Origin of the sequence: Streptomyces clavuligerus (assembly GCF_005519465.1) — a bacterium.
Lineage (GTDB): Bacteria > Actinomycetota > Actinomycetes > Streptomycetales > Streptomycetaceae > Streptomyces > Streptomyces clavuligerus.
Genome location: NZ_CP027858.1, coordinates 2684622 through 2710206, shown reverse-complemented (window position 1 = coordinate 2710206; position 25585 = coordinate 2684622). Strand labels below are relative to the sequence as shown.

The window sequence follows — 25585 nt, the reverse complement described above, 5'->3', positions numbered from 1 at the left end:
CGCCCGGCCCGACGATCGGTCCGACGGTGTGTTCCACCGTCCCCGCCCGGGGTATCACCGCTGGTGCGGGCGGGGCGTCCGGACGGAGCCCCCGGCCTTTTCCGACGGGGCGCCGGGGCCGGTTTCGACGTCGGAAAAGGGATGACACACGCCGATCCGCCCCCGGGTTCGCAACCACGGGCCCGGACAGGAAGAATCAGGGTGGGTACCGCCACCGGGGGTCGCTGAGCCTCGGTGGCGAGACAGGGGCCCATACGGGGAGGTGGCAGGCAGGTATGGAGCAGCTGACGCAGCACGATCCGAGACGGATCGGTCCGTTCGAGGTGCTGGGCCGGCTCGGAGCCGGAGGCATGGGGCTGGTCTATCTCGCCCGGTCGGCGTCCGGCCGCCGGGTGGCGATCAAGACCGTGCGCACCGAGCTCGCCGAGGACCAGCTGTTCCGTGTCCGCTTCACACGCGAGGTGGAGGCCGCCCGCGCGGTCAGCGGCTTCTACACGGCCGCCGTCGTGGACGCCGACCCCCGGGCGGCGGTGCCGTGGCTCGCGACGGCGTATGTCCCCGCACCCTCCCTCGAAGAGATAGTGAACGAGTGCGGTCCACTGCCCGCGCAGGCCGTGCGCTGGCTCGCGGCGGGCATCGCGGAGGCCCTCCAGTCCATCCACGGCGCGGGCCTGGTCCACCGCGACCTCAAACCGTCCAACGTCCTCGTCGTGGAGGACGGCCCCCGCGTCATCGACTTCGGCATCGCGTCCGGTGTCTCCAACACCCGGCTGACGATGACCAACGTCGCCGTGGGGACACCCGCGTACATGTCGCCCGAGCAGGCGCGGGACTCCCGCAGCGTGACGGGCGCCAGCGATGTCTTCTCGCTGGGCTCCACCCTGGTGTTCGCGGCGACCGGGCACGCGCCCTTCCACGGCGCCAACCCGGTCGAGACCGTGTTCATGCTGCTGCGCGAGGGACCCGACCTGACCGGGCTCCCCGACGAGCTGCGTCCGCTGATCGAGTCCTGCATGCAGGCGGACAAGGTGCACCGGCCCACGCCCGAGGACCTTCAGGCGCAGCTCGCCCCGCATCTGTTCGCCGCCGGGGACGACAGCGGCACGGCCTCCGCGTGGCTGCCGGGGCGGGCGACCGCGATGATCGAGGCGCGCCGGGGCGGCGGCCGGACCGCGGCGCCCGTCGCGCCCGCGCTGCCCGCCGCCCCGGCGCGCCGGGGGCCCGAGCCGCCGCCGATGCCCTCGGCGCCGCCGCGCGCGCTGCCCGGGTGGGGCGCGGGGGACCCGCGGGCGGGGGCCGCCCCGGCCCTGTCGCCCGTGCCGATGGCCCCGGCTCCGCTGCCCCCGGCCCCGATGGCCCCGGCGCCCGCGCCGCTGTCCGCTCCGCTTCCGCCCGCCGCCTCGGTGGTGCTGCCGGGGGTCCAGGTGCCGATCGGCCCCGGGCCCCGGGCCGCCGACCCGGCCCGCTCGGCGGTCGGCCACGCGGGCCCGGCCACCGGCTGGATCCGCCCCCCGGCCGGGCTGACCGGCCCCGCCGCCCCGGACCGGCCCCCGGCCCGGCAGCAGCCGGTCCCCCCGCCCGCGTCACCGCCCGACGGCCCCGCTCACTGGCGGCCGTGGCGCTTCCGGATGTCGAACGACGTCTGGGGCACCCCGGTGGTCGCGGGCGATCTGCTGTACGTCACCTCGTTCGAGGTCCACGCGCTGGACGTGGCCACCGGGCGGCGCCAGTTCAAGACCAAGGACGTGGCCTGGACGATGGCCGTCGACGGCGGTCTGATCCACGGGTCCGACGGCCCCACCGTCTACGCCCTCGACGCGGCGGGCGGCCATGAGCGCTGGCGGGTCCAGGCCGACGCCTGGGTCTACTCCCTCAAGGCCCGGCGCGGCACCGTCGTCACCGGCACGCGCGGCGGCGGCGTCCAGGGCTGGGAGGCGTCCAACGGCGAGAAGCTGTGGGAGATCACCGGCGCGCAGACGGACTTCGAGACCCCCGAGTCGGGGCCGGTGATCCACGGCGACACCGTGTACATCTGGAAGGACGCGCGGCTGCGGGCGCTGGAGGCGCGGACGGGGATGGAACGCTGGTCCTACCCCGTCGGTGACGCGGCCTCCTGCGGCGGGGTTCCGGTACGGGTGTGCGCCGCGCCCGACGGGCACGTCTATGTCGTCGCGGGGACCCGGGTGCTCGCCGTCGACATCGACGCCGGGATGGTGCGCTGGCACTTCGAGGCCCCGGCGGTCTTCCTCTCCGCGCCCGCGTTCGCGCCAGGACCGGCGGTCACGGGAGGCGGGGTGTACCTCGCGGACTATCTGGGCACGGTGTACGCGCTGGACGCGACCACCGGCAAGGACCGCTGGCGGATCGCCACGGAGTCCCGCCAGTCGATCGAGCCGGTCCTCGTGACCGGCGGCAACGTCCATGTCGGCAGCGGCAGCGCGGTCTACACCCTGGACGCGGTCACCGGCACGCCGATGTGGCGCTTCGCCGCGGGGGGCGAGGTCATGGGCTCACCCGTCGTGGCCGACGGCCGCGTCCACTTCGGCTCGGCCGACCATGTGCTGTACACGCTCGACGCGGCGGGTGGGCAACTCCGCTGGAAGCTCGCGACCGGGGGTGAGATCACCGGGTCGCCGGTGGCGCGGGGCGGGGTGGTGTACGCCTGTAGCAAGGACCGGTGCGTTTACGCGTTGGACGCGGTGAAGGGGACGGCGACGGGGCGGGCGCGGTGAGTGGGGGGCCTGGGGGTGACGTCCCGGGGCCGCCTGGAGGGGGCGGTGCAGGGAAGCGCCGCCCCTGCTGTCCAGCTACCGTCGCCTACAGGTCGAGTCGCTGTCCCAGGCAACATCCGTAGCCATGATCGAACAGTTGCGAAAGGGCTCTCCGTGATGACCGAATCCCCTCGCTGGTTCAAGTCTTCCTACAGCGCCAACGGTGGTGAGTGCGTGGAGGCTGCCGCGAATCTCGTTGTCTCGCACGGCATCGTTCCGGTGCGTGACAGCAAGCGGGCCGATGGCCCTGTGCTGATGGTGTCCACGGATGCGTTCGGTGGTCTGGTCGCTCTCGCTCGGGGTGCCGAGCTGTAGGACCCGCGCTGTCGTCGGAGCCCCGCCGAGTCCTATCCGCTGACCCGGCGGGGCTTGGCTGTTTCAGGCTGCTGGCTCGTCTTCCAGCGGTGGCGGCGGGTCTGCCCTTTTCGTACCTGGCCCCCGAGGATGGGGCCGCGCGGGGGTTCGTCGGCTTGCGCGTCGGGCTTTCCGTTGGGTGCGGGGTCCGTCCTCAAGCGCCGGACGGGCTTGGTGTGCTCGGGTCAGTCGTACCGTGCGGGATGTGGGGGCCTCCGGGCTCGACTCCTCAGGGCCGGCAGACCGGGCGTTCGATGTCTGGATGCGGGCAGTTGTCCGCCGGTCCCTTCCGGGGACGACCCTGCACCCCCCACCACGGGCAGACGGCCCACCCGGGTGCGGGAGCTGCCTCTCGCCGGGGGAGCAGGTCGTCACGTGCACGCCCCTGCGTGGGCCTGGTGCACGCCGGAGGTAGCGACATAGGTGTAGTCGTACCCGTTCTCGGCCCACGCGGTGGCGTAGAAGCGTTCCCGCTGTTCCGGGGTGAGCCCGTGTGTTTCCGGCGCGGTGAAGATCGCGCGGGCGGTGGCGCTGCTGGGGCCGGTCCAGGGGCGTGTCCACGGTGAGGCGGGGACGGGTTCGGTGAGGGGCCCGACGGGGGCGGGGGTCGGCGCGGGCGAGTGTGTGGTGGTGCGGTGGCGTCCCTCGGCGGGCAGTAAGAGACGCAGCGCCCACGTGAATGCGCAGACGATAAGGTCTCGCATGTTCGGTCAGCTCCTCTTTAGCTGATCGGCGGAGCCCCGATGGACCGGTTGCGACGGTCTGTCGGGGCGCTTTCGTTTCTCGCAGCGACGGTAGGCCCACCTGTATAGGTTCGTCTATACCTGTTCAGTCCTGTCTAGGTGAGTGATCCTCTGGCGTGGTGGCTACGCTCTGCGGTATGGCAGCGCGCGAAATCGACCCCCGGGCTCCGGAGCCTCCGTACCGGCAGATCGCTGCCGACTTGATCGCAGAGATCGAGCGGGGCGACTTGGCTCCTGGTCGCCCCCTGCCGTCCGAGAAAGAGCTGACAGAGCGGTACGGGGTCGCGAGGAATACGGCTCGGTCTGCACTGGCGCTGCTGCGGGACCGGGGCCTGATCTTCACTGTGTCGGGCCGGGGTTCCTATGTGACCGACCGGTCCGACAGCGATGGCCAGGGCGACACGTAGCCGGAACGAGGGAGCCCCGCCCGCCAGGGTCTGAACCATCGCGGACGGGGCACTTCTTCTCGGCTTCGTGCTTCGGCGTACGGCGGTGGCGTTTGCCTGCGGCTAAAGGTTGCCGGGGTCGGACCCCGACTCGCGGAACCAGTTCACCAGCTCCACCGCGTCGGCCATCTCCTCGTCGGATGTCATGAGGTGGTCCAGTTTTCCGGTGCGCAGAGTGTTCGCGAAGACGGTGAAGGCGACCCGTGCGACGACGATGACGCGCTCCGGGACCACGCAGTCGTAGATCCGGATCATGCGCAGTTCGCAGGGTCCGTCAGGCGCTTCTTCGGCGTGAAGCGACATGGGTGTTCCTTTCGGAAACGACGGGGCCGCCCTTGTCAGGTCGGGACACAGAGGCTTTCGAGTTCCTGCGTAATCACGGCGACGAGTACCCCCACAGCGAGATATCCCAGGGATACGATCACCAGGGCAATCGCTATGGAGAGCTTGGACTTTCGGGGTCGCACGGAACACCTTTCGATTCCAGTGAGTGTGGAAGGGGCCCCGGCCGTCCCTACGGGGGCTGAGGACGACCGGGGCCAAGGGCGGGGCCTTTCGGCCCCGCCCTCGTCCGTCCTCGCGCGATCCTCCGCAGCGCTGCTGAGGCGCTGCCACACGGGACGGGGTCGGGGGTGGTCCGCCCGGTCGGCTGTCCGAGGATCAACCGGGCGGACGTTCTCAGATCGGAGCGGCGTTCACAGCGTGCCCCTGTTGCTGCGCTCGTTCACCTCGGCGAGGGCCTGTGAAAGCTGATCGGCGGTGGTTGCGGGGCGGCAGTACTTCTGCGGCACGTCCCACTCGACCCCGCCCTGGGGAGGGCGGAGCGCGTACCGGGCTCCGGTCACAGCCATGACGACTCCCACACGTTTGACGCTGGTGTCGTACGCGAGGGAACCCACGGCGACGGTGCCGTTCGGCGGAGTGTGGGTGGGCATGCGACTACCTCCTTGCTTGATTCCCCCGGGGGTTTCGTTGCGTGACCAGATGAGCACAACTACCCCTAGGCTGGACACCGTTACCGGTGTTTCGGCAACAAGTCGAACGGCGTTCGACCTGGGAAGAAGAGCAAAGATGGAAGGTCAACACCATGGAGTACGACGACGAGCAAGCTCCGTTAACTCCCGTTGCGCAATTCGGGATAGATGTTCGAGAGCTGCGCACCACGCGCGGGATGACTGTTCGGGGACTTGGTAAGGCGGTCGGGTGTAGCGGGGCGTACGTCTCTCGGGTCGAGAACGCCAAAGCCACCCCAAGCGAGAAATTTGCCGTGGGGTGTGACCGTGTGTTCGGGACGGGGACGATGCTTGCCCGGCAGCTCCAACGCGCGCTGGAGGGCGACGACCCAACGTGGTTCGAGCCCTACATCAACAAGGAACGCAAGGCTGCCAAGATCCTCAGCTTCTCAACGCTGTTCGTGCCGGGGCTGTTCCAGACGCCGGAGTACGCCCGTGCGGTCTACAGGGCGGGGGCTCCGCGCTTGGCAGCAAGCGATCTTGAATCCCGCCTGAAGGCACGTATGCGGCGGCAAGAGGTTCTTAAGCGGGAGAAACCTCCCGAACTGTGGGTGGTCCTGTCTGAGGCATGTCTGCGTACGCGCGTGGGCTCCCGGGAGGTGATGGCAGCCCAGCTCGATCGCCTGCTCCAGGAAGCGGAGGCGCCGAACATCAACTTTCAGCTGATCCCGTTTGATGTGGTACCGGCGTCAGCAGCGGCTTTTACGGTGCTGATCTTTGATGGTGCACCTACCGCGCTGCATGTCGAAGGGCCGCAGGGAGGGCGTCCGTTGGAGGCAGCACAGGTCGTCACGAATGCACTGGCGATCTTTGATCGCCTGCGGGCGGAAGCCCTGGGGCATGATGCATCTGTCGCCCGCATTCGAGAGATTCGCAAGGAGTACTCCCTATGAACCCCCAGCTCAAGGCAACTGCTGCCACCTGGATCAAGTCCAGCTACAGCGACCCCAACGGAGAGTGCGTCGAGTGGGCCCCCGCGCACGCGTCGGTTACCGGCACGGTGCCTGTCCGTGACAGCAAGCAGGCCGACGGTCCTGTTCTGATGGTGTCCATCGATGCGTTCGGCGGTCTGGTTACCCTCGCCCGGGGCACCGAACTGTAGGGCCCGCGCCAACGCCCGAGCCCCGCCGAGTCCCATCCTCCGACCCGGCGGGGCTCGACCGTTTCAGGCTGCCGGGTCGTCCTCCAGCGGTGGCGGCGCCGGAACGACGGCGGGGGTGGCCATGCCGTTCTCGTCCAACTCAAGTGCGTCCAGCTCGACACTGCGGACGAGGACGCCGGGGAAGTCCTCGAAGAAATCGAGCGCTTCCCTGATCGCAGCGGTCAGGGTCTCAGCCTCAAAGACGCAAGTGAATTTCGCCCGGACACCGGGGACCTCTTCCAGCCCGATCCGCCCGTCGTTGAAACGGTCGAGGTGATCCAGGGTGTTGGACTGCTTCTCCGTCAAGGGCTCCTGAAGATGCAGCGTGAAATACCACTTACGCATGATGCCCATGATTTCTGGTGAAGTTGTCAATCTTCTTCGCCTCATCTCCAGTACTCCGGGGTGTGCAGTTCACCCGGTGAAACTCATTGCACGGACAGCAGACAACGAGTCCCCATGTATGCCCATTCTGCTTGCGCGTCACCTTGAGACCGGCCTCCTCCGCCCGTTTCAGCGCCGCCTCAACGTCCTTCTTCTGATGTCGGTCTCCGCTCGGCATGGTCGTACGTCTACTGCCCCCTCGGGGGCCTGAACGGTTCTTCAGCGCTTGGTCCACCCGAACGAGCGAGGCAGGGCCCGTGAACGCACAAAGGCCCCACCGGCCGCCCCGGACAGGGGGAGCTGGTGAGGCTCGACCGTGTCAGGCCGCCGGCTCGTCCTCCAGCGGTGGCGGCGGGGGAATGACGGCGGGGGTCCACATGCCGTTGTCTTCCAGCGCCATTTCGTCCAGCTCGACGCTGCGGACGAGGACACCCGGCAGTTCCTCGAAGCGCACCAGGACGTCCGCGATGGCCTGAGTCAGCGTCTCGGCCTCGGAGTAACACCAGAATTCGGCCGTGTCAGGCCCCGTTACCAGACTCGCCCGTCCGTCGGCGAAACAGTCCAGGTGGTCCAGGGTGTCCGACTGTTCCGGTGTCAACGGGTCCTGAATGTGCAAGGTGAAGCGCCAGTTACGCACAGTTCGTGTGCCTCCGTGTGAATTGATCGATCTCCTGTGCCCCCTGGCCAGGATTTCGGGGCGTACAGAACACCACATGGTCCGCCTTGCAAGGGCAGCACAGCACCCATCCCCAGCGGTGCCCGTTCTGTTTCCGTGTCACTTTGAGACCTGCCTTCTCCGCCCGCTTCAGCGCAGCTTCGACGTCCTTCTTCTGATGTCGGTCTCCGCTCGGCACGGTCGTATGTCTACTGCCGTGCCGAGAGCCCGAACGGTTCGTCCGCACCCGGTCCATCCGATCGGGCGACGACGCCCGGCGGTGGTTGCCGTGCCCGACGACCCCTGGGTCTGCCCTTCCGTACCTGGCCCCGGCGGCGCGTCTCCCGTATGCAAGGAGGGGGCGCCCCGGAGCGCCGGACGGAGGAGGCATGTGGCGGATGCGTGACCAGGAGCGGAGCAGGAACGACCGTGTTCCGGACGCGCGGGTCCCGGGGCGCAGACCGGCGGGGCGCGGGGTGGCCGGGCTCCAGGCCGGGGTCGGGAACGCGGCGGTCGTGCAGATGCTGCGGGGGATCGGGCACCCCTGGGCGCAGGAGGCGGGGCGGGACGGGCGCGAGGCGCCCGGCACCGCGCCGGACCCCGGGGCGGCGGCCGTGGTGCAGCGCATGGAGTCGGCGGGCACCCTCACCGTGCCCGTGGTCGAGCAGGTCGACCTCGCGGGCACCGTTCCCGTGGCCGAGGACGGGGAGAGCGCGGCGGAGCAGGGGCTGCTGATCTCCAGCGCCACCTATCGGAAGGATGAGGTGCCGACGGCCCTGGTGCGGATCGACGGCCTCGGTGGCTTCGGCGGGCCCGCGGTGCTCGAAGCCGCCGATGTCCTGATGCCGGGCGGTGTCCTGGGGCGGTCGCAGGAGGTGAACCCCCTGGGGGACACGCACACCTTCGTCGTCCCCCTGCTGGGGCTGCCGGGGCAGGGCGCCGTCGGGAACACCCTGGCGTTCGTCGAGTGGCGGCTCGTCCGGGGGGACGGCGTGCACAACGTGGGCTCGTCGAGCCACCACGTCTACCGGCTGTTCGACACCCCCACCTGCGGGCAGGCACGGGCACAGGCGGTCCGGGAGGCCACGGTCATGGCGCAGGGCCGGGCGGACCCGCAGGAGGTGGCGGTCGCGCTGCGGCAGGGGGTCAGGGCCAGAGTCGACTACGACCCCGAGGACAGCATCAACGACGATCCGCTGACCGTCCTCGACGACGGCGTGGGCATCTGCACGGACCTGGGCAACCTCCATGTCCTGCTCGCCCAGACCCTGGGGCTCTTCGCCAACGCGGTCATGTACTGGGGCGGGTTCATGAGCAACGGCCGGAACATCTGGGTGACCGACGGTGACGGCCAGTCTCTGGCCGATGTACGGGCCACGGACAATCGGTACCACCCGAACCAGGGGGAAGAGGGCTGGGACTTCTCCTATCACGCCATCGCCCGGATCGACGGGGTGCTGCACGACGCCGCGCTCGACCGGGAGGGGATCGACGCCCGCGCCGTCCACCAGGGACTCCAGGTGGCGTTCGACAAAATCGTCCAGGGGGTGCTTCCCGACGCCCGCGTGGGGGAGGTGTACCAGGGCCTCATCGGCCGCGAGATGGAGACCGTGGCCATCACCGTCCAGGACTATGGCGACCGGGTCGGCGACGCCGAGTTCCAAGGCCTCGCGATGGAGGTCCCGCCGGGGACGACGGATATGTTCTTCGCCGGGCTGCTGGACGTCGTCGGCTCGCTCCCACCGGGGCTCGTCCTCTTCCCGCAAGGCACGATCGTCGGGACTCCCACCGCTCCGGGGGAGTACACGTTCGCTGTGCGTGTCTTCGCCGATGTCCCTCCCACACCGTTGACGATCCGGGTGTTCTGACCGGTGGTCCCGGCGGACCGCCGCGGCGGTCCGCGAGGTCCCCTTGTCCGGTGGCGGGTCAGGCGTGACGATGGGGCCGCTCGGCACCCGACGTCACGCCCGACACCGGCGAGGAGATCCCGTGCTCCCTGAGCCGCCCGGCGACCGGATCGCGTACGGCATCCAGCTCCCGGTCCAGTCCCAGAGCACCCTCTACACCGAGCCCTGGGAGCGGACCGCCGCCGGGCCGGAGGATCTCGTCGAGGTCGCGCGGGCGGCCGACCGGGCCGGGTTCGCGTATGTGGCCGTCTGCGACCACGTGGCCGTGCCCCGGCGGCTCGCCGGGGCGATGTCCACGGTCTGGTACGACCCGGTGGCCACGCTGGCCTTTCTGGCCTCGGTCACCCGGCGGGTGCGGCTGCTGAGCCATGTCGCGGTCGTGGGGCTGCGGCACCCCCTGCTCACGGCCAAGCAGTACGCCACCCTCGACCACCTCAGCGGCGGGCGGCTGATCCTCGGGGTCGGGGCCGGGCATGTGGCGGAGGAGTTCGCCGCGCTCGGGGTGGACTTCGCGGAGCGGGGACGCGTCCTGGACGAGTCGCTGGACGCGCTCCGGGCGGCGCTCGGACCGGCGGAGTTCCCCCGTTTCACCGGCGAGTACTTCCGTTTCGCCGACCTCGGGCAGCGACCCCGGCCCGCCCAGCCGCAGGTGCCCCTGTGGGTCGGCGGCTCCTCGCCCGCCGCGCTGCGCCGGGCCGCCCGGCGCGGGGACGGCTGGCTGCCGCAGGGCGATCCGCGCACGGTGCTGCCCCGGCGGATCGCCCGGCTGCGGGAGCTGCGCGAGGCGGCGGGGATCGCCCGGCCGCTGGTGATCGGCGCCATCGCCGAGCCCCTGTACATCGGGGACCCGCCCTGGGAGGTCGGCGGGCGTACCCTGAGCGGCCCGCCCGGCGCCCTCGCCGAGTCGCTGCGCGCGTATCCGGCCATGGGTGTGCACCAGCTCCAGGTGCGGTTCCGCAGCCGTGACCGGGCCGAGCTGATCGACCAGATGGAGGCGTTCGCCTCCGATGTGGCCCCCTTTCTCTCTTCCGACCACTGAAGGAGTCGAACCATGAGCAGCAGTGCGCGAGGGAAGCTCGCCGGACGGGTGGTACTGATCACGGGCGCCGCCCGGGGCCAGGGCGAGCAGCAGGCCCGGCTCTTCGCCGCCGAGGGCGCATCGGTGGTGCTCGGCGACATCCTGGACGAGGCGGGCGGGGCCGTCGCCGGGGAGCTGGGGGAGAGCGCGGTGTACACCCGGCTCGACGTGGGACGGGAGGAGGACTGGAGCGCCGCGGTCGCCCTCGCGAAGGAGCGGTTCGGCAGGGTGGACGGCCTGATCAACAATGCGGGGGTGACGAGCCGCGGCACCCTCCTCGACACCTCGCCGGCGGAGTACGAGTCCATCATCCGGGTCAATCAGACCGGTACGTTCCTGGGGATGCGGGCCGTCGCCCCGGAGATCGCGGCGGCGGGCGGCGGCACCATCGTCAACATCGCCTCGATTCTCTCCTTGACCGGGATGGCCGAGAACGGCCCCTATGTCGCGTCGAAGCACGCCATCCTGGGGCTGACCCGCGTCGCCGCCCTGGAGCTGGCGTCGCAGGGGATTCGGGTCAACGCCGTCTGCCCCGGCTGGGTCGACACCCCCATGGCCGACCCCGTGAACTGGGACCCGGACACCGCTTCCTACCCGGAGAGCGCCCGCGCGGCGATGGGCGAGGTGGTCCGGCGGACGGTGCCGCTGGGGCGGGTCTCCCAGCCGGTGGAGATGGCCCGGATCGCGCTCTTCCTGAGCTGCGAGGACTCCTCGTACATCACCGGACAGTCGATCGTCGCCGACGGCGGTCTCCTGGCGGGCGCTCCGCAGCCCTAGCGATCGGCTGTTCCTGACGGATCGTCAGCTATTGACGGGTCCGGCCCCCGGTGGAACAGTCGTGCCCATCGATGTCTGACGATGTGTCAGAAATGGCGGAAGGGGTGAGGCGCCGTGGAGTTCGGGATCTTTGTGCAGGGATATGTCGGCAGGCGTGCCGAGACCGACCCGCTCGCGGAGCACAAGGCGCTGATGGAGGAGGCCGAGTACATCGTCCAGGCGGACCGTTCCGGCTTCAAATACGCTTGGGCCACCGAGCACCACTTCCTGGAGCAGTACTCCCATCTCTCCGCGAGCGATGTCTTCCTCGGCTATCTCGCGCACGCCACCGACCGCATCCACCTGGGCTCCGGGATCTTCAATCCGCTCGCTCCGGTGAACCACCCCGTGAAGGTCGCCGAGAAGGTGGCCATGCTCGACCATCTCTCCGAGGGCCGCTTCGAGTTCGGCTCCGGCCGGGGCGCGGGCAGCCACGAGATCCTCGCGTTCCTCCCGGGCGTCACCGACATGGAGCACACCCGGGAGATCTGGGAGGAGACGATCGCCGAGTTCCCGAAGATGTGGCTCCAGGAGGAGTACCCGGGGTTCCAGGGCAAGCACTGGTCCCTGCCGCCGCGCAAGGTGCTGCCGAAGCCGTACGGCCCGGCCCACCCGGCCCTCTGGTACGCGGCGGGCTCCCCCTCCTCGTACGCGATGGCCGGGCGCAAGGGGCTCGGGGTCCTCGGCTTCAGCGTGCAGAAGGTCGGCGACATGGAATGGGCGCTGGACGCGTACCGCACGGCCGTCCGCGAGGCCGAGCCCGTCGGCGCCTTCGTCAACGACAACGTCATGGTCACCACCACCGCGATCTGCGCCGAGACCCATGAACGGGCGGTGGAGATCGCGGTGGGCGGCGGGCTGAACCACCTCCAGTCCCTGCTCTTCCGCTACCACGACACCTTCCCCCGGCCCGAGGGGATACCGGTGTGGCCCGAGCTGATCCCCGAGTACACCGAGGAGATCATCGAGCTGCTGATCGCGGAGGAGCTGATCATCTGCGGCGACCCCGAGGAGGTGCTGGGACAGTGCAAGCGCTGGGAGCAGGCGGGCGCCGACCAGCTCTCGTTCGGACTGCCGGTGGGGATCGGCCGCGAGGACACCATGAACACGATCAAGCTGCTCGGTGAGCATGTGATCCCCCGTATCGACACCGACCCGATACACCGGACGACCCGCTTCCGTAACGCCGTCTGACCCGGTCGGCGACGGAACGGGAGCGGCCGGACGGGATCCGGCGGAACGGCGGCAACGGAACGGGAGCAGCCGAACGGGATTCAGTGGAACGGCGGCAACGGAACGGGAAGGGACAGGGGCCATGCTCGACCACCTCATCCGCTCGGCGACCCTCGTCGACGGCACGGGCGCGCCCGCGCGGGTCGCCGACATCGGGCTCCGGGACGGCCGGATCGCGGTCGTCGCCCCGCCCGGCACCGTCACCGCCCCCACGGCCACCGGCGAGGACGCCACCGGACTCGTCCTCGCCCCCGGCTTCGTCGACCCGCACACGCACTACGACGCCCAGCTCTTCTGGGACCCGTACGCCACCCCCTCCATGAACCACGGCGTGACCACCGTCGCGGGCGGCAACTGCGGCTTCACCCTCGCCCCGCTCCACCCCGGGCGGCCCGCCGACGCCGACTACACCCGCCGCATGATGGCCCGGGTCGAGGGCATGTCCCTGGCCGCGCTGGAGCAGGGCGCGCCCTGGACCTGGCACACCTTCGGCGAGTACCTCGGCGCCCTCGACGGGCGGATCGCCGTCAACGCGGGCTTCATGGTCGGCCACTGCGCCCTGCGCCGCCATGTCATGGGCCCCGCCGCGATCGGCGGCAGCGCCACCCCGGAGCAGCTCGACGCGATGCTCGCGCTGCTGCACACCTCGATGGACGAGGGCGCCTGGGGCCTGTCCACCACCCGGTCCACCACCCACTCCGACGGCGACGGCGCCCCCGTCGCCTCCCGCCACGCCGACCCCGGGGAGCTGATCGCCCTCTGCCGGGCGGTCGGCGAGCACGAGGGCACCCAGCTGGAGGCGATCGTCGCGGGCTGTCTCGACCGGTTCGCCGACGACGAGATCGACCTGCTGGTGGCGATGACCCGGGCCGCCGGGCGCCCCCTCAACTGGAATGTGCTCACCATCGACTCCGCCGTCCCCGAACGGGTGCCCCGGCAGCTCCTCGCGAGCGGGCGCGCCCGCGCGGCGGGCGGCCGGATCGTCGCCCTGACCATGCCGATCCTCGTCCCCATGAACATGTCCCTGGGCACGTTCTGCGCGCTCAACCTCATCCCCGGCTGGGGCGAGATCCTGGGCCTGCCCGTCCCCGAACGGATACGGCGGCTGAACGATCCCCAGGTGCGGGCCGGGATGCTGCGGCGGGCCGCGTCCCCCGAGGCGGGCATCTTCCGGCGGCTCGCCGACTTCGCGGGCTATGTCATCGGCGACACCTACGACCCCGGGAACGCGGGCCTCACCGGCCGGACCGTCGGCGACATCGCCGCCGAACGCGGCCAGGACCCCTTCCACTGCCTCGTCGCGATCTGCGTCCGGGACGGGCTGCGCACCGTGCTCTGGCCGATGCCCCCCGACGACGACCCCGCCTCCTGGGAGCTGCGGCGGCGGACCTGGGAGCACGAGGACGTCCTGCTCGGCGGCTCCGACGCGGGCGCCCATCTGGACCGGATGTGCGGGGCGCCCTACACCACCCGCTTCCTCGGCGACTGTCTGCGCGGCCGCGGGCTCGTCCCCCTGGAACGGGCGGTACGGATGCTCAGCGACGATCCGGCCCGCCTCCTCGGGTTGCGGGAACGCGGCCGGATCACCGAGGGGTACCACGCGGACCTCGTCCTCTTCGACCCGGAACGGATCGACGCGGGCCCCGCGACCCTCGTCCACGACCTCCCCGGCGACAGCCCCCGCCTCGACGCGGCGGCGGCCGGGATCGTCTCCGTCCGGGTCAACGGCGTCGAGACCCTCCGCGACGGCCGGGTCACCGGGGCGGTGCCGGGCACGGTGCTGCGCTCCGGACGGGACACGAGAACGGTGCCGACCCGGTGACCGGCCCCGACGGCCCCGGGCAGCGGCTGTTCATCGCCGGGGAGTGGGTCGAGCCCGACGGCGGCCACCACCCGGTCGTCGACCCGGCCACCGAGGAGACCGTCGGACTCGCGCCCGAGGCGAGCCGCGCCCAGGTGCTCGCGGCGACCGAGGCGGCCCGGGACGCCTTCGGCCCCTGGTCGCGGACGCCCCCCGAGGAACGCGCCCGGCTGCTGGACGCGGCGGCGGAGATCGTGCTGCGGCACACCGAGCCGTACACGGAGCTGGCGCGCGCCGAGACCGGGGCGACCACCGGCACCGCGCGCGCGATGCAGGTACGGGTGGCGGCGGCCCGGTTCCGGCGGTACGCCAAAGGGGCCCTGGAACCGGTCGAGCAGCCGTTGCCGCCGCAGCTCAACCCGGCGGGGCCGATGGGCCCGGCCCGGATCATGGGGGCGCTGGCGGTGCGCCGCCCGGTGGGCGTGGTCACCTGCGTCACCTCGTACAACAACCCCTGGGCCAACGCGGCGGGAAAGGTCGCGCCCGCGCTCGCGATGGGCAACACGGTGGTGGTCAAGCCCGCGCCGCAGGACCCGCTCTCCGTCTACCGGATGGCCGGGGCACTGGCGGAGGCGGGGATTCCGCCCGGGGTGGTCAATGTGGTGGGCGGGACGTCCACCGCCGTGGGGGAGGCCGCCGTCGGGGCGCCCGCCGTCGACATGGTCAGCTTCACCGGCTCCACGGCGGTGGGGCGGCGGATCGCGGAGGTCTGCGGGCGCGGGATGAAGCGGCGGCTGATGGAACTGGGCGGCAAGGGCGCGGCGCTGGTCTTCGACGACGCGGACCCGGAGGCGGCGGTGCGCGCGATCGGCACCACGTTCACCTTCTACAGCGGGCAGATCTGTACGGCGCCGACCCGGGTGATCGCCCAGCGGGGCATCCACGACCGGCTGGTGGCGGGGCTCGCCGCCCTCGCGGCCCGGCTGCCGGTGGGACACCCGGCCGAGCCGGGGACCGTCGTCGGACCGGTGATCTCGGCGGCGCACCGGGACCGGGTCGAGTCCTATGTGGCGCTGGGCCGCGCGGAGGGCGCGCGGCTGGTGGCGGGGGGCGAGCGGCCCTCGTTCGAACGGGGCTTCTGGGTCGCTCCGACGCTGTTCACCGAGTGCGCGGCGGGCATGCGGATCGTCCGCGAGGAGATCTTCGGGCCGGTGGTGGTCGTCGTCCCGTTCGACACGGAGGACGAGGGGGTGGCGCTGGTCAACGACAGCGAGTACGGACTCATGGACTATGTGTGGTCGGGCGACACGGCCCGCGCCTTCCGGGTCGCGGCCCGGCTGCGCTCCGGCGGGGTGGGGATCAATACGGTCGGACGCCATATGGAGGCGCCGTTCGGCGGCTTCCGCGCGAGCGGGGTGGGGCGGGACGTGGGCTCGTACGCGCTGCACGCCTACAGCGAGACGCAGGCGATCGTCTGGCCGGGGTGAGACGGGCGGCGGCGGTGCGCCGGGCCGGGTGGGCCGGCCCGGCGCACCTGTCCGGCCGGGTGGCTCAGCCGGGGTCCCAGGAGTCGCCGTCCCCGGTGAGGTACGGCGCGGGCCCCTGAGCCCCTGTTGCCAGTGTCGTCGGCGTTCTCGGCGTCTGCGAGGTCTGCGTGCCCGCTCTGCGGCTCATCCGTTGTCTCCCCCGTCGATCCCTCTGGCCGTACCGCTCCGTGGTCACAACTGCCACAGGAGTAGACGGCTTCAGCTTGGACCTCAATTTTCTCTGTGGTTTCCGCGTAGGGTAGATACAGGGAGTAGCGAATCCCCTTACCCTCCGTGAGGAACATCACGGTTGCCCTGGTGCGGCGAGGAGATCTGCGTCCTTTCTGTGAAGGATCTGTGAAGCGGTGGGGTCGCCACCCTCTTCCTCCCGCAAAGGGAAATTTTGAAAGCGGACAAAACGGACTCAGCTGCGGTTATCGCACCGGGGAAATCCTGGAATCACCCCCGGTAACGCATGGGGCGTGCGGCGAGGGTCTTTCAAGCGCAGGTGCGGTTGCCTTGTTGCCCGTTAAATCCAAGGTGGATCATCCGGATGGCTTTCCTCCAGATGTGGAAACCGCAGCATTTAACGTCCTGTTCATGACTCAGCTGGATGCGCGGCCCCTGGCCGGAGACAGAGCGGAGGACGTCCCTGGCGGGACCAGGGGCGTACGCACCAAGGGGCTCGGCGGCAACTCCGTCGGGCTCACCGGGAGTGCCGTCATCGGCATCTCCACCGTCGCACCCGTCTACTGCCTGACCTCGACGCTCGGCTCCACGGCCGGTGAGGTCGGACTCCAGATGCCGGCCGTCTTCCTGGCGGGCTTTCTGCCGATGCTGCTGGTGGCCTTCGCCTACCGCGAGCTGAACCGGGTCATGCCGGACTGCGGCACCTCGTTCACCTGGACCGTGAAGGCGTTCGGCCCCCGCGTGGGCTGGATGTGCGGCTGGGGGCTGGTGATCGCCACGATCATCGTGCTCTCCAACCTCGCCGGGGTGGCCACGTCCTTCTTCTGGCTGCTCGCGGGCGAGATCACCGGCAAGGAGTCCATCGCGGCGCTGGACGACAACAAGGCCGTCCACATCGTCACCGTGCTGGTCTTCATCGCCGTCGCCACGGCCATCAGCTACCGGGGCATGACCGCGACCAAGGGGGTCCAGTACGCCCTGGTCGGGCTGCAACTCCTGGTCCTCGCGCTGTTCGTGGCGATGGCCCTCGGCAAGGCGGGCGAGTTCGAGACCTCGCTGTCCTTCTCCGCCGAGTGGCTGAATCCGTTCGCCGTCCAGTCCTTCGCGGCCTTCACCGCCGGACTCTCCCTGTCGATCTTCATGTACTGGGGCTGGGACGCCTGTCTCACGGCCAACGAGGAGACCACCGGCAGCGACCGGACCCCCGGCCGCGCCGCGCTGATCGCCATGGTCGTCCTCGTCGGCGCCTACCTCGCCACCGGGGTCGCCGCGCAGATGGCCGTCGGCTCCGGCGACCAGGGCCTGGGCCTCGCCAACCCCGACACCTCGGACAATGTCTTCGCCGCCCTCGCGGGCCCCGTCATGGGCCCGGCCCTGGGCGTCCTCCTCTTCGTCGCGGTCCTCGCGTCCGCCGCCGCGAGCCTCCAGACCACCTTCATCCCGGTCGCCCGCACCGTCCTCGCGATGTCCGCGTACGAGGCCCTGCCGCCCTCGTACGCCCGGGTCCACCCCCGCTTCCGCACCCCCGGCCGCGCCACCGTCGTCGCGGGCCTCGCCACCGGCGCGTTCTACACCGTGATGACCCTCGTCAGCGAGAACGTCCTGATCGACACGGTCTACGCACTCGGCCTGATGATCTGCTTCTACTACTCCCTCACGGCCTTCGCCTGCGCCTGGTACTTCCGCCGCGAACTCCTGCGCTCCGGCCGCGACCTGGTCTTCAAGGGCGTCTTCCCGCTCCTCGGCGGCACCCTCCTCGCCGCCGTCTTCTCCAAGACCCTCTACGACATGTGGGACCCCGCCTACGGCAGCGGCTCCGCCGTCCTCGGCGTCGGCTCGGTCTTCGTCATCGGCGTCGGCCTGCTCCTCCTCGGCCTCGTCATCATGCTGGTCATGACCCGCCGCAGCCCCGCCTTCTTCCGCGGCGAGATCCTGACCCGCGAAACCCCCTCCCTGATCGTCCGCGACTGACCGCGGACCCCTGAACCGGCCGGCGGCGTCCCCGTGGGGGGTGGCGCCGTCGGCCGCCTCGCTCTCCGGGGTCAGGCCGCCCGCGCGTCCCCCGGGCCGCCCCGTCCGCCGCCTCACAGCGTGATAGCGGCCGGATCGAGCCAACGCCAGGGCGAAGCCGAATCAGCGGCCAGCCCTTTGTCCCTGCGTGCGCGCTCCCTTTCGGTCAACGGGAGCTTGCGTCCGATCGTGTGGGGCGGGCGGTGGTTATGGTCATCTCCACTCACCAGGCGCCCACCGGGGCTGAGCCCCCGGGGCGCATTCACCTGGCAAGAGAACGGGGAAACATCATGAACAGACGTCTGCAGAGAGCCACCGTGCTGTCGGTCACCGGCTTCGCGCTGCTGGGAGCCGCGTCATCCGCCATCGGTGTCGACATGGAGAGAAGCCGGGGCGGCGTGCACGCCTGGAGCAGGGGCGCGAACGGCCAGATAGCCGTGAAGGACACGGCCGGTGACAGCAAAGAGGTGTACGCGGACTACAAGCGCAGGTACACCGAGCACGAACTCCGCAACAGCAGCGGCAACGGCACCACCGTGTACAGCAGCAACGACGAGACCAACTACGTGCGGGGCTTCAAGGCGTGCGTGGCCGTCAACTTCCAGCCCGACGACTGCACGACCTGGGCCTGGCGCTGAGTTCTGACGGCACGGGGGTGGCACAGTGGGCCGCCCCCGTGCCGTGCGCGGGGTGAGCGGACAGGAGCGGGGGGGGGGAACGGCTTGAAGACCTCGGGTACGCAGGGCCCGGACGGAACGGTTCTGGCCATCGGCGGTCTGGACTACTCCGTCGCGGGGCGGCGGCTGCTGAACGGGCTGGAGCTGGAGCTGAGGGCCGGGGAGTCCGTCGCGGTCACCGGGCCCAGCGGATCGGGCAAGAGCACGCTGCTCTCGTGCGTCCTCGGGCTGATACGCCCGAACGGCGGGACCGTCGCGGTGGCGGGGGCGGACACGACCGGTCTGCGGGGGGCGGCGCTGGCGCGGCACCGCAGCCGTCACATCGGGATGGTCTTCCAGTTCGGGGAGTTGCTGCCCGAGCTGTCCCCCGTGGACAACGTCGCGCTCGCCGCGCTGCTGGCGGGCACCGCCAAGGACAGCGCGTACCGCCGGGCCGAGGAGCTGCTGGACGAGCTGGAGGTGCCCCGGGCGGACACCAGCGGGGAACTGTCGGGCGGCGAACGGCAGCGGACCGCCGTCGCCCGTGCCCTGATCAACTCCCCGTCGCTGCTGCTCGCGGACGAGCCCACCGGCGCACTGGACGCCGCGACCCGGGACAAGGTCACCGAGCTGCTGTTCGCGATGCCGGCCCGGCACGGGTGCGGTCTGCTGCTCGTCACCCACGATCTGACGGTGGCGACCCACGCCGAACGGGTCCTCTCCCTCGACGACGGACGGCTGGTGCCGGTGCCGGTGCGGTCGCCGGGGGCGGGCGACCGATGAGCCGGAGAGGCATGTACCGGCAGCTCCTGCGGGTCGGCAGGGCGGCAGGGAGCCGGTCCGAGGCCGGCGGGGTCCGGTTCGCGGCACTGGTCGTCTCCGTCCTCGCCCTGGCCCTGGTGGGGGTGGCCCTGGTGGCCACCCACGCGGCGTACGAGGGCCAGCGCGAGCGGGGCACCGCCCGGGGCCCGGTGTTCCGGGAGGACCGGCCCGAGCTGCCGGCCCGGGCTCTGTGGAAGGCCGCCGGTGACTCGCTCACCGGCGGTGGCCGCTTCACCGTCGTCCTCGTCGAGCCGCTCACCGCCGACGCCCCCCTACCGCCGGGTGTCGCGGCGTGGCCCGCCCGGGGCGAGGCCGTGCTCTCCCCGCGCCTGCGGGGGGCCGGGGCCGACGACGGAATCGGGGAGCGCTACGGCCGGGTGGCCGGGACCATCGCGGCGGAGGGCCTCCAATCCCCCGACGAGCTGTTCGCCTATGTGCGTCCACTCTCCGGCCTGACCGGGCGGAACGCCTCGCCGATCGTCGGATTCGGGCCCGCCGCCGGACCTGTCTACTTCGCCGTGGGCCAGACCGACCAGGCGAAGCCGGAAGGGAACTTCCTCGTCATGCCAGGGGTCCTGGGGCTGCTGCCCGCGGGAATCCTGGTCGTCGTGGCGGCCCGCTCCGGTGCGCACGGCAGGGACCGGCGGGCCACCGTGGTCACGGTGCTCGGTGGGACGGCCCGTGCCCGCGCGGTGCTGCTCGTCGGCGAGACCTGGCGGCCGGTCGCCCTCGGCGCGGCCCTCGCGCTGGCGGCGGTCGCCGTCTCCTGGGCGACGGACCTCCGGCTGCCCTGGACCGGCCATGTGGTGGCGGCGGCGGACATGCGGGCATGGGCAGGGGCGCTGCTGCTCGCGGTCCTGGCCGCCGCCGTGGCCGTCCTGGGCGCGGCGGTGGCGGTGGACCGCCCGGGGCGGACCAGGACCGGCACCACCCGGCCTGTCGCGGCCCGCCGGGCGCCCGCCCGCTGGGCGGTGCTCTGCCCCGTGCTGCTGCTCGTGGCGGTGCGCGGCCCCGACCTCTTCGAGCCGGGCACCACCCCCTATGTCTTCGTGAACTGGATCGGTGCCGCCGGGACGCTGGCCACCCTGCCCGCCGCCGTGGCGGTGCTCACGGCCCGCCTCGGCCGGGGCATGGCACGGCTGGGGCGCCGGCTGGGCAGCCCCGCGCTGCTGGTGTCGGGGCGCAGGGCGGCGGCGCATCCGCGACCGGCCGCCCGGCTGGTCTCGGGTGTGGTGGTCGCGCTCGGTCTGCTGATCCAGATCGTCGTCTGGCAGGCTCAGTTCGGCTCCCAGGCCCGCGCCGCCCAGGCCGCCGTCGACCGGATCGGCACCGCCGCGCTCGTCGTCCGCCCCGGTTCGGAGGTGACGGAACGGCAGATCGACGGGTTCCTCGCGGCACTGCCGGACGGCCTGGACGCCATCGCCACCGTGACCGACCCCCGGCGCGGCACCCTCACACTGAAGGGGGAGTGCACCTCGCTCACCGCTCTCGGACTGCCCTGCTCCGGAGAGCGGACCCCCCTCACCCGGGTCCCCGGCGACCCGCGCGCCCAGGAGATCATCACCTGGAACGGGACCCCGGGCGTCCGGCTGTACACCCAGGGCGGGGCGTCGGTCGCCCGGTCCGCCGCGCGCGACGACTTCGCTCAGATCGTGCTGATCTCCCCCCGGGGCGCGCCCGCGTCCGTGCCCGAGGTGAAACGCCTGGCCTACCGGACCCTTCCGACCGGTGCCGATGTGCACACGCTGGGCGGGGAATGGCTGGTCTCCAGCCAGGTGAACAAGGACCACGGCCGGTGGATCTTCCTCTTCGGATTCTTCGGCATCCTTGTCCTCACCGTCGCCATGACCGTCTCCGGCACCGCCGAGTTCCTCCGCAACGGACGCGCTCTCGCTCCGCTGACCGTGCTCTCCGGGGACCGCGGCCTCCAACGGACCACCGCGGCCTGGAGTCTTCTCGTACCGCTGGTCCTGGCGGGCACGGCGGGCTGTGCGATCGGGCTCTGGCTCGCCCTGCCCCGGACGGCTGACGGCGGCTCCTACGTCTCCGGGGACTTCCTCGCCGCCTGTGCCGCCGCCGTCGCCGCGATGGGCGTGGTGGCCTGGATCTGGGCCTCGTCCGTCGCCGGGCGGCAGGCCCGGCGGTGGCGCCCCCGCGGCGAGTGACCCCGGGGGACGCCACCGCGGAGGTCAGGCCGCCCGCGCGTCCCCCGGGCCGTGCCCCAGGAACACCGGGTTGGTGAAGGCGGCCATCCGGCCCGGCAGGCCGGGGGTGGTCGGGGGGTGGCGGAGTTCGGCGCGGACGTAGGTCGCGCGGCGGGGGGTCGTGGACCAGGAGACCGCCGTCCGGCCGTCCGCAGGGGTCGTGGGGGAGGTGTGCAGGACGCCCTGGTCGGTGATGAGGCGGACCGAGCAGCCGGGGACGCCCGAGGCTTCGAGGCGGACGGTGACGGGGGTGTCGTCGGGGACCCGCAGGCGGTCCCCGATGCCCGCGGTGCGGGCCCGGCCGCCCGTGGCCGTGAGGGAGAGCGCGACCGACGAGGACTCCGCCACATAGCTGCGGCCCCGGCGCAGGCCCTCCAGGAGCGCCGTCCGGCTGAGGGCGTCGGCGAGGACGACGGTCTGCGGGGTGCCGACCGGGTCCGGGTCGCGGTGGGCGTCGCTGTTGCCCATCGCGGGGGTCCAGCGGCCCCGTGCCAGGGCCGCGTCCCAGGTCTGGAGCGACACCTCGTCGTCCGCGTTCCACGAGCCGTTCCACACCTCCACCACATCCGCCTCGCCGAGGCCGAACTTCCAGTTGCAGCCGAGGCAGGTGGCGTGCGGATGCGCCGGGACGACCAGGCCGCCCGCGCGCCGGATCTCCCGGGCGAAGCGGCCGAAACGGTTCTCCCTGGCCCGGTAGCGCCAGTCCACGAAGGTGCCCGGGTCGGTGCCGAGCGCCAGGACGTGCCCGTTGCGCGTGGTGATCTCCTCACCGGTGAGGATCAGCAGATCGTCGCCCGCGTGCTCCGCCCAGTGCCCGTGCGCCGCGTGCGTGTTGTGCTCGGAGGTGTGGATGAAGTCCAGCCCGGCCGCCCGGGCGAGGGCCGCGATCTCGCCGGGGGTGCGGCGGCCGTCGGAGAACCACGAGTGCAGATGGCAGTCCCCCCGGTACCAGGCCCGGCCCCGGCCCTCCGCCCGCTCCGGCGGGAACGTGAACCGCGCCGTCGGCGCCTCGTCCCCGTACCGCAGGACCACCGTCACCTCGTAGGCGAGCCCCTGCGGCGCCACCGTGTACGGACCGAGGACGACATGCCAGGTGCCCGGCCGCACGGGGCCGGGCACATACCCCGGGGTCGCCTCGTCGGCCCGCAGGAAGAACTCGCTCCGCGCCCCGCCCGACCAGCCCCGGAAGCCCTTCCCGCCGAGCGCCGTCCCCCGTTCGTCGAAGATCCCGATGTCGAGCGCGTTGCCCGCCGTGCCGGCCGGGACGGCGGGACGCTCGTACCGGTAGGCCACCCGCAGCTCGCGCACCCCCGGCGGTACCTCCACCGGGAGATAGACATAGTCCGGCGCGCCGGGCGGCAGCACTCCGCGCACCACCTCGGTGCGCTCCGTCCCCGCGGCCGGGCCCGCGTCCGGGGACCCGTCCGCCGGGGGCGGCGCCTCGGGAAAGCTCACACCCCTCAACGTAAACGCCGCGCCCGCCCCCGTCGCGAGCAGCCGCCGTCTGCCGGGGCCCCCGGGGCTCCCTGGGTCCTCGAAGCGCCCGGAGTGCTCAAAGGCTCCTGAGGCGCCCCCGCCCGCCCCTGTCTCCGTCGTCTCCGTGGGCACCGCTCTCTCGCGCATACAGTTCAACTCCTCAGGCTGTCCCGCAGGCTGTTTCCCGGCACATGAACCCTGGTACTGATCGCTGAACGGCACCGCAAGGGGCGGCGTCGGCCACGTTGACGACGCCCCCGTGTCCACGGCACCCACGGACACGGCACACACCTTCACCACGAGCACCTTCACGACGAGCACCTTCACCACGAGCACCTTCATCACCACGGAGGGCGACACAGGCATGCGCATCGCGACCACGATCTTCCTCACGGACGAGACCATCACCCCGGTACGCCTCGCCCGGGAGCTGGAGGCCCGCGGCTTCGCCGGGCTCTTCCTCCCCGAGCACAGCCATATCCCGGTGGACCGCACCACCCCCGCCCCCATGGGCGGTGAACTGCCCCGCGAGTACGGCCGCACCCTCGACGCCTTCGTCGCCCTCGCGCAGGCCGCCGCCGTCACCGAACACCTCGGGATCGGCACCGGCATCACCCTCGTCGCGCAGCACGACCCCATCGACCTCGCCAAGCGGATCGCCACCCTGGACCATCTCTCCGGCGGCCGGTTCACCTTCGGCGTGGGCCACGGCTGGAACCGCGAGGAGTCCGCCGACCACGGTGTCGTCTGGCACACCCGGCGCGCCCTCGCCGAGGACCGCATCGCCCTGATGCGCGCGCTGTGGGCGCCCGAACCGACCGCGTACGAGGGCGCCTTCGGCTCCGTGCGCGCCTCGTTCGCCCACCCCAAACCGCACGGCGGCGCACCGCGCATCCTCTTCGGCGGGGCGGCGGGTCCGAAGCTCTTCGCGCAGATCGCCGCGTGCGCCGACGGCTGGCTCCCGATCGGCGGCAGCGGCCTCGGCGAGAGCATCCCGCTGCTGCGCGCGGCCTGGGAGCAGGCGGGCCGGGACCCCGGGGCGCTCCGGATCGTGCCCGCGTCGGTGATTCCCACGCCCGGGAAGCTCGCGCACTACGCCGAGCTGGGGATCGAGGAGGTCGTCCTCCAGCTCCCGACGGGCGGTGAGGCGGAGGTCCTGCGCACACTCGACGAGTACGCGCGGTACCTGTAGCGGCGCCTCGCCAGGGGCGGGCCGCCCGCGGGCCGGTGGGCGGCCTGCCTCGGGCCGGGGGAGGCCCCGGGCCCCGGGTCGGACCCATGGGCCCGGCGCCGGGGGAGGTCCCGGGCCCACGGGCCCGGGGAGGCCGCTCAGCGGACGCCGACCAGTGCCTCCCCCACACTCGTCCGCGCGTACAGCACCACCCGCCCCGTCCGGTGCGCGCTCACCAGACCGGCCGCCCGCAGCGCCGTCAGATGCTGCGACACACCCCCGGCCGACAGCCCCAGCCGCCGGGCCAGTTCGGTCGTGGACGCCGGGTGCGTCAACTCGGCCAGCAGCAGCGCCCTGCTCCGTCCCAGCACCCCCGCCAGCGCGTCGGAGCACGGCCGCGGACCGTGCTCCCACAGCGTGCCGATCCCGCGCGGCGGATAGCGCAGCGTCGGCTGCCACGCCCCGCTGCCCAGGTTGGAGAAGATCCGGGGCCAGGCGAACGCCGACGGCACCAGCAGCAGCCCCCGCCCGTCCAGCCGCTTCGTCCCCCGGCTGGAGCGCCGGATGAGCTGGAGCGTCCCCGAGTCCCAGGTGACCTGGGGCCCGAAGTCGTCGAAGAGCCGCCGCGCCCCGCCCTCCGCGAGGTGGATGGCCCGGTGCAGGATGTCCCCCTCGAACAGCGCCTGCATCCGGGGCCAGAACGGCGCGATAGCGATCTCCCAGTACGCGGAGATCAGATCGGCGAGCCGCCCCAACTCCCGCCCCGGGTCGGCCCGCAGCTCCCCCACGCACGCCTCGACGCCGGGTGTCGTCGTCCGCAGCAGCTCCGGCGGCGTGGCCCGCAGCGCCGCCAGCTCCACCGCCAGGGACGGCTGCGGAGTCGTCGGCGGCGGGACGAGGAACGAGGGGACGCACTCCGCCGGAACGGCGATCAGCCGGGAGAGCGGGGTGAGATCCAGCCGTTCCGCCGCGAGCAACGGCCGTACGTGCTCCGCCCACCGGCGGTGCATCCCCTGGTCGTCCCCGCCCTTGAGAACCCGGACACTGGCCACCACCTCCCACAGCGGAGAGACGGCGAACCGCGTTCTGGCCATGTCCTCGGCCGTGAACTCGATGTCGACGGTGCCGCCTTGGGCACGTCCCACTTGCACCATTCGGCCGACACTAAATGATGGACGCCGGACCGGGG

Annotated in this window: 25 protein-coding genes; 16 read left to right on the top strand and 9 right to left on the bottom strand. The window is 71.9% G+C overall.

Annotated features, from left to right (window positions below):
- Nucleotides 1-275 precede the first annotated feature (275 nt).
- Nucleotides 276-2732, top strand: a complete 2457-nt coding sequence (gene afsK / locus CRV15_RS11175) for a protein serine/threonine kinase AfsK (RefSeq protein WP_065757119.1) — start codon at nucleotides 276-278, stop codon at nucleotides 2730-2732.
- A 153-nt stretch (nucleotides 2733-2885) separates the two neighbouring features.
- The gene (locus tag CRV15_RS11165; protein ID WP_003953311.1) at nucleotides 2886-3086 is read left to right on the top strand and encodes a DUF397 domain-containing protein; all 201 of its coding nucleotides are present in this window, start codon (nucleotides 2886-2888) and stop codon (nucleotides 3084-3086) included.
- Nucleotides 3087-3496: 410 nt separating this feature from the next.
- On the opposite strand, the gene CRV15_RS11155 is transcribed toward CRV15_RS11165, so the two are convergent.
- On the bottom strand, nucleotides 3497-3829 hold the full coding sequence (locus CRV15_RS11155; RefSeq protein WP_003953310.1) for a hypothetical protein: 333 nt from the start codon (nucleotides 3827-3829) through the stop codon (nucleotides 3497-3499).
- Between the two features lie 176 nt (nucleotides 3830-4005).
- On the opposite strand from CRV15_RS11155, the gene CRV15_RS11150 reads away from it, so the two are divergent.
- On the top strand, nucleotides 4006-4275 hold the full coding sequence (locus CRV15_RS11150; protein ID WP_003961423.1) for a GntR family transcriptional regulator: 270 nt from the start codon (nucleotides 4006-4008) through the stop codon (nucleotides 4273-4275).
- Nucleotides 4276-4377: 102 nt separating this feature from the next.
- Here CRV15_RS11150 and CRV15_RS11145 read toward each other — a convergent pair whose 3' ends face one another.
- Together CRV15_RS11145 and CRV15_RS11140 are read right to left on the bottom strand one after the other, a co-directional pair.
- Nucleotides 4378-4617 carry a hypothetical protein gene (locus tag CRV15_RS11145; protein WP_003953308.1) on the bottom strand — a complete coding sequence of 80 codons (240 nt, stop codon included), beginning with the start codon at nucleotides 4615-4617 and terminating at the stop codon, nucleotides 4378-4380.
- 392 nt (nucleotides 4618-5009) lie between these two features.
- A complete protein-coding gene (locus CRV15_RS11140; protein ID WP_003953306.1) occupies nucleotides 5010-5249 on the bottom strand; it encodes a hypothetical protein in 240 nt (79 codons plus the stop codon).
- 152 nt (nucleotides 5250-5401) lie between these two features.
- Here CRV15_RS11140 and CRV15_RS11135 point away from each other — a divergent pair, with 152 nt between their 5' ends.
- Together CRV15_RS11135 and CRV15_RS11130 are read left to right on the top strand one after the other, a co-directional pair.
- On the top strand, nucleotides 5402-6220 hold the full coding sequence (locus CRV15_RS11135) for a helix-turn-helix domain-containing protein (RefSeq protein ID WP_003953305.1): 819 nt from the start codon (nucleotides 5402-5404) through the stop codon (nucleotides 6218-6220).
- Nucleotides 6217-6429, top strand: a complete 213-nt coding sequence (locus CRV15_RS11130; RefSeq protein WP_003953304.1) for a DUF397 domain-containing protein — start codon at nucleotides 6217-6219, stop codon at nucleotides 6427-6429. Before CRV15_RS11135 ends, CRV15_RS11130 begins: the two co-directional genes overlap by 4 nt.
- Nucleotides 6430-6492: 63 nt before the next feature.
- Here the strand turns inward: CRV15_RS11130 and CRV15_RS36290 are convergent, their stop codons facing one another.
- From CRV15_RS36290 to CRV15_RS36285, 3 genes are all read right to left on the bottom strand, one after another.
- Nucleotides 6493-6813 (bottom strand): hypothetical protein, encoded by a 321-nt coding sequence (locus CRV15_RS36290; protein WP_029183003.1) that lies wholly within the window; start codon nucleotides 6811-6813, stop codon nucleotides 6493-6495.
- Nucleotides 6806-7030 (bottom strand): hypothetical protein, encoded by a 225-nt coding sequence (locus CRV15_RS36675; RefSeq protein ID WP_078504740.1) that lies wholly within the window; start codon nucleotides 7028-7030, stop codon nucleotides 6806-6808. The genes CRV15_RS36290 and CRV15_RS36675 overlap by 8 nt, the downstream gene beginning before the upstream one ends.
- A 141-nt stretch (nucleotides 7031-7171) precedes the next feature.
- Complete coding sequence (locus CRV15_RS36285) at nucleotides 7172-7489, bottom strand: hypothetical protein (protein ID WP_003953302.1); 318 nt, start codon at nucleotides 7487-7489, stop codon at nucleotides 7172-7174.
- Nucleotides 7490-7905: 416 nt separating this feature from the next.
- Here CRV15_RS36285 and CRV15_RS11105 point away from each other — a divergent pair, with 416 nt between their 5' ends.
- From CRV15_RS11105 to CRV15_RS11080, 6 genes are all read left to right on the top strand, one after another.
- A complete protein-coding gene (locus CRV15_RS11105) occupies nucleotides 7906-9375 on the top strand; it encodes a transglutaminase domain-containing protein (protein ID WP_230864158.1) in 1470 nt (489 codons plus the stop codon).
- Nucleotides 9376-9496: 121 nt separating this feature from the next.
- Nucleotides 9497-10453 carry a TIGR03619 family F420-dependent LLM class oxidoreductase gene (locus CRV15_RS11100; protein ID WP_003953300.1) on the top strand — a complete coding sequence of 319 codons (957 nt, stop codon included), beginning with the start codon at nucleotides 9497-9499 and terminating at the stop codon, nucleotides 10451-10453.
- Between the two features lie 12 nt (nucleotides 10454-10465).
- Nucleotides 10466-11269, top strand: coding sequence for an SDR family NAD(P)-dependent oxidoreductase (locus tag CRV15_RS11095; protein ID WP_003953299.1), 804 nt, complete (start codon nucleotides 10466-10468; stop codon nucleotides 11267-11269).
- 114 nt (nucleotides 11270-11383) lie between these two features.
- Nucleotides 11384-12502, top strand: a complete 1119-nt coding sequence (locus tag CRV15_RS11090) for an LLM class flavin-dependent oxidoreductase (RefSeq protein WP_003953298.1) — start codon at nucleotides 11384-11386, stop codon at nucleotides 12500-12502.
- A 121-nt stretch (nucleotides 12503-12623) separates the two neighbouring features.
- Nucleotides 12624-14363, top strand: coding sequence for an N-acyl-D-amino-acid deacylase family protein (locus tag CRV15_RS11085; RefSeq protein WP_003953297.1), 1740 nt, complete (start codon nucleotides 12624-12626; stop codon nucleotides 14361-14363).
- On the top strand, nucleotides 14360-15829 hold the full coding sequence (locus CRV15_RS11080; protein WP_003961427.1) for an aldehyde dehydrogenase family protein: 1470 nt from the start codon (nucleotides 14360-14362) through the stop codon (nucleotides 15827-15829). The genes CRV15_RS11085 and CRV15_RS11080 overlap by 4 nt, the downstream gene beginning before the upstream one ends.
- A 64-nt stretch (nucleotides 15830-15893) precedes the next feature.
- Here CRV15_RS11080 and CRV15_RS37390 read toward each other — a convergent pair whose 3' ends face one another.
- Nucleotides 15894-16016, bottom strand: a complete 123-nt coding sequence (locus CRV15_RS37390; RefSeq protein WP_257785465.1) for a hypothetical protein — start codon at nucleotides 16014-16016, stop codon at nucleotides 15894-15896.
- 452 nt (nucleotides 16017-16468) lie between these two features.
- Between CRV15_RS37390 and CRV15_RS11075 the strand changes: the two genes are divergently transcribed.
- From CRV15_RS11075 to CRV15_RS35895, 4 genes are all read left to right on the top strand, one after another.
- Nucleotides 16469-18028, top strand: a complete 1560-nt coding sequence (locus CRV15_RS11075; RefSeq protein ID WP_003961429.1) for an APC family permease — start codon at nucleotides 16469-16471, stop codon at nucleotides 18026-18028.
- Nucleotides 18029-18357: 329 nt separating this feature from the next.
- Nucleotides 18358-18705: a hypothetical protein gene (locus CRV15_RS11070; protein ID WP_009997252.1), complete on the top strand. Its 348-nt coding sequence runs from the start codon at nucleotides 18358-18360 to the stop codon at nucleotides 18703-18705.
- An 84-nt stretch (nucleotides 18706-18789) separates the two neighbouring features.
- Nucleotides 18790-19506, top strand: a complete 717-nt coding sequence (locus CRV15_RS11065; protein ID WP_003961432.1) for an ABC transporter ATP-binding protein — start codon at nucleotides 18790-18792, stop codon at nucleotides 19504-19506.
- Between the two features lie 11 nt (nucleotides 19507-19517).
- Nucleotides 19518-21710, top strand: a complete 2193-nt coding sequence (locus CRV15_RS35895) for a hypothetical protein (RefSeq protein ID WP_009997253.1) — start codon at nucleotides 19518-19520, stop codon at nucleotides 21708-21710.
- Between the two features lie 24 nt (nucleotides 21711-21734).
- Here the strand turns inward: CRV15_RS35895 and CRV15_RS11055 are convergent, their stop codons facing one another.
- On the bottom strand, nucleotides 21735-23372 hold the full coding sequence (locus tag CRV15_RS11055; RefSeq protein WP_003961434.1) for a CehA/McbA family metallohydrolase: 1638 nt from the start codon (nucleotides 23370-23372) through the stop codon (nucleotides 21735-21737).
- A 217-nt stretch (nucleotides 23373-23589) separates the two neighbouring features.
- On the opposite strand from CRV15_RS11055, the gene CRV15_RS11050 reads away from it, so the two are divergent.
- A complete protein-coding gene (locus CRV15_RS11050) occupies nucleotides 23590-24417 on the top strand; it encodes a TIGR03619 family F420-dependent LLM class oxidoreductase (protein WP_003953290.1) in 828 nt (275 codons plus the stop codon).
- Between the two features lie 137 nt (nucleotides 24418-24554).
- On the opposite strand, the gene CRV15_RS11045 is transcribed toward CRV15_RS11050, so the two are convergent.
- Entirely contained in the window at nucleotides 24555-25550 is a 996-nt protein-coding gene (locus tag CRV15_RS11045) for an ArsR family transcriptional regulator (RefSeq protein WP_003953289.1), read from the bottom strand.
- Nucleotides 25551-25585: the final 35 nt, after the last annotated feature.

Coding starts and splice junctions, on each gene's coding strand:
- afsK (WP_065757119.1), top strand. CDS start 276: ATGGAGCAGCTGACGCAGCACGATCCGAGACGGATCGGTCCGTTCGAG.
- CRV15_RS11150 (WP_003961423.1), top strand. CDS start 4,006: ATGGCAGCGCGCGAAATCGACCCCCGGGCTCCGGAGCCTCCGTACCGG.
- CRV15_RS11045 (WP_003953289.1), bottom strand. CDS start 25,550: ATGGTGCAAGTGGGACGTGCCCAAGGCGGCACCGTCGACATCGAGTTC.
- CRV15_RS11155 (WP_003953310.1), bottom strand. CDS start 3,829: ATGCGAGACCTTATCGTCTGCGCATTCACGTGGGCGCTGCGTCTCTTA.
- CRV15_RS11135 (WP_003953305.1), top strand. CDS start 5,402: ATGGAGTACGACGACGAGCAAGCTCCGTTAACTCCCGTTGCGCAATTC.
- CRV15_RS36675 (WP_078504740.1), bottom strand. CDS start 7,030: ATGCCGAGCGGAGACCGACATCAGAAGAAGGACGTTGAGGCGGCGCTG.
- CRV15_RS11085 (WP_003953297.1), top strand. CDS start 12,624: ATGCTCGACCACCTCATCCGCTCGGCGACCCTCGTCGACGGCACGGGC.
- CRV15_RS11130 (WP_003953304.1), top strand. CDS start 6,217: ATGAACCCCCAGCTCAAGGCAACTGCTGCCACCTGGATCAAGTCCAGC.
- CRV15_RS11070 (WP_009997252.1), top strand. CDS start 18,358: ATGAACAGACGTCTGCAGAGAGCCACCGTGCTGTCGGTCACCGGCTTC.
- CRV15_RS36290 (WP_029183003.1), bottom strand. CDS start 6,813: ATGCGTAAGTGGTATTTCACGCTGCATCTTCAGGAGCCCTTGACGGAG.
- CRV15_RS11075 (WP_003961429.1), top strand. CDS start 16,469: ATGACTCAGCTGGATGCGCGGCCCCTGGCCGGAGACAGAGCGGAGGAC.
- CRV15_RS35895 (WP_009997253.1), top strand. CDS start 19,518: ATGTACCGGCAGCTCCTGCGGGTCGGCAGGGCGGCAGGGAGCCGGTCC.
- CRV15_RS11095 (WP_003953299.1), top strand. CDS start 10,466: ATGAGCAGCAGTGCGCGAGGGAAGCTCGCCGGACGGGTGGTACTGATC.
- CRV15_RS11055 (WP_003961434.1), bottom strand. CDS start 23,372: ATGCGCGAGAGAGCGGTGCCCACGGAGACGACGGAGACAGGGGCGGGC.
- CRV15_RS11140 (WP_003953306.1), bottom strand. CDS start 5,249: ATGCCCACCCACACTCCGCCGAACGGCACCGTCGCCGTGGGTTCCCTC.
- CRV15_RS11105 (WP_230864158.1), top strand. CDS start 7,906: ATGCGTGACCAGGAGCGGAGCAGGAACGACCGTGTTCCGGACGCGCGG.
- CRV15_RS11050 (WP_003953290.1), top strand. CDS start 23,590: ATGCGCATCGCGACCACGATCTTCCTCACGGACGAGACCATCACCCCG.
- CRV15_RS37390 (WP_257785465.1), bottom strand. CDS start 16,016: ATGAGCCGCAGAGCGGGCACGCAGACCTCGCAGACGCCGAGAACGCCG.
- CRV15_RS11145 (WP_003953308.1), bottom strand. CDS start 4,617: ATGTCGCTTCACGCCGAAGAAGCGCCTGACGGACCCTGCGAACTGCGC.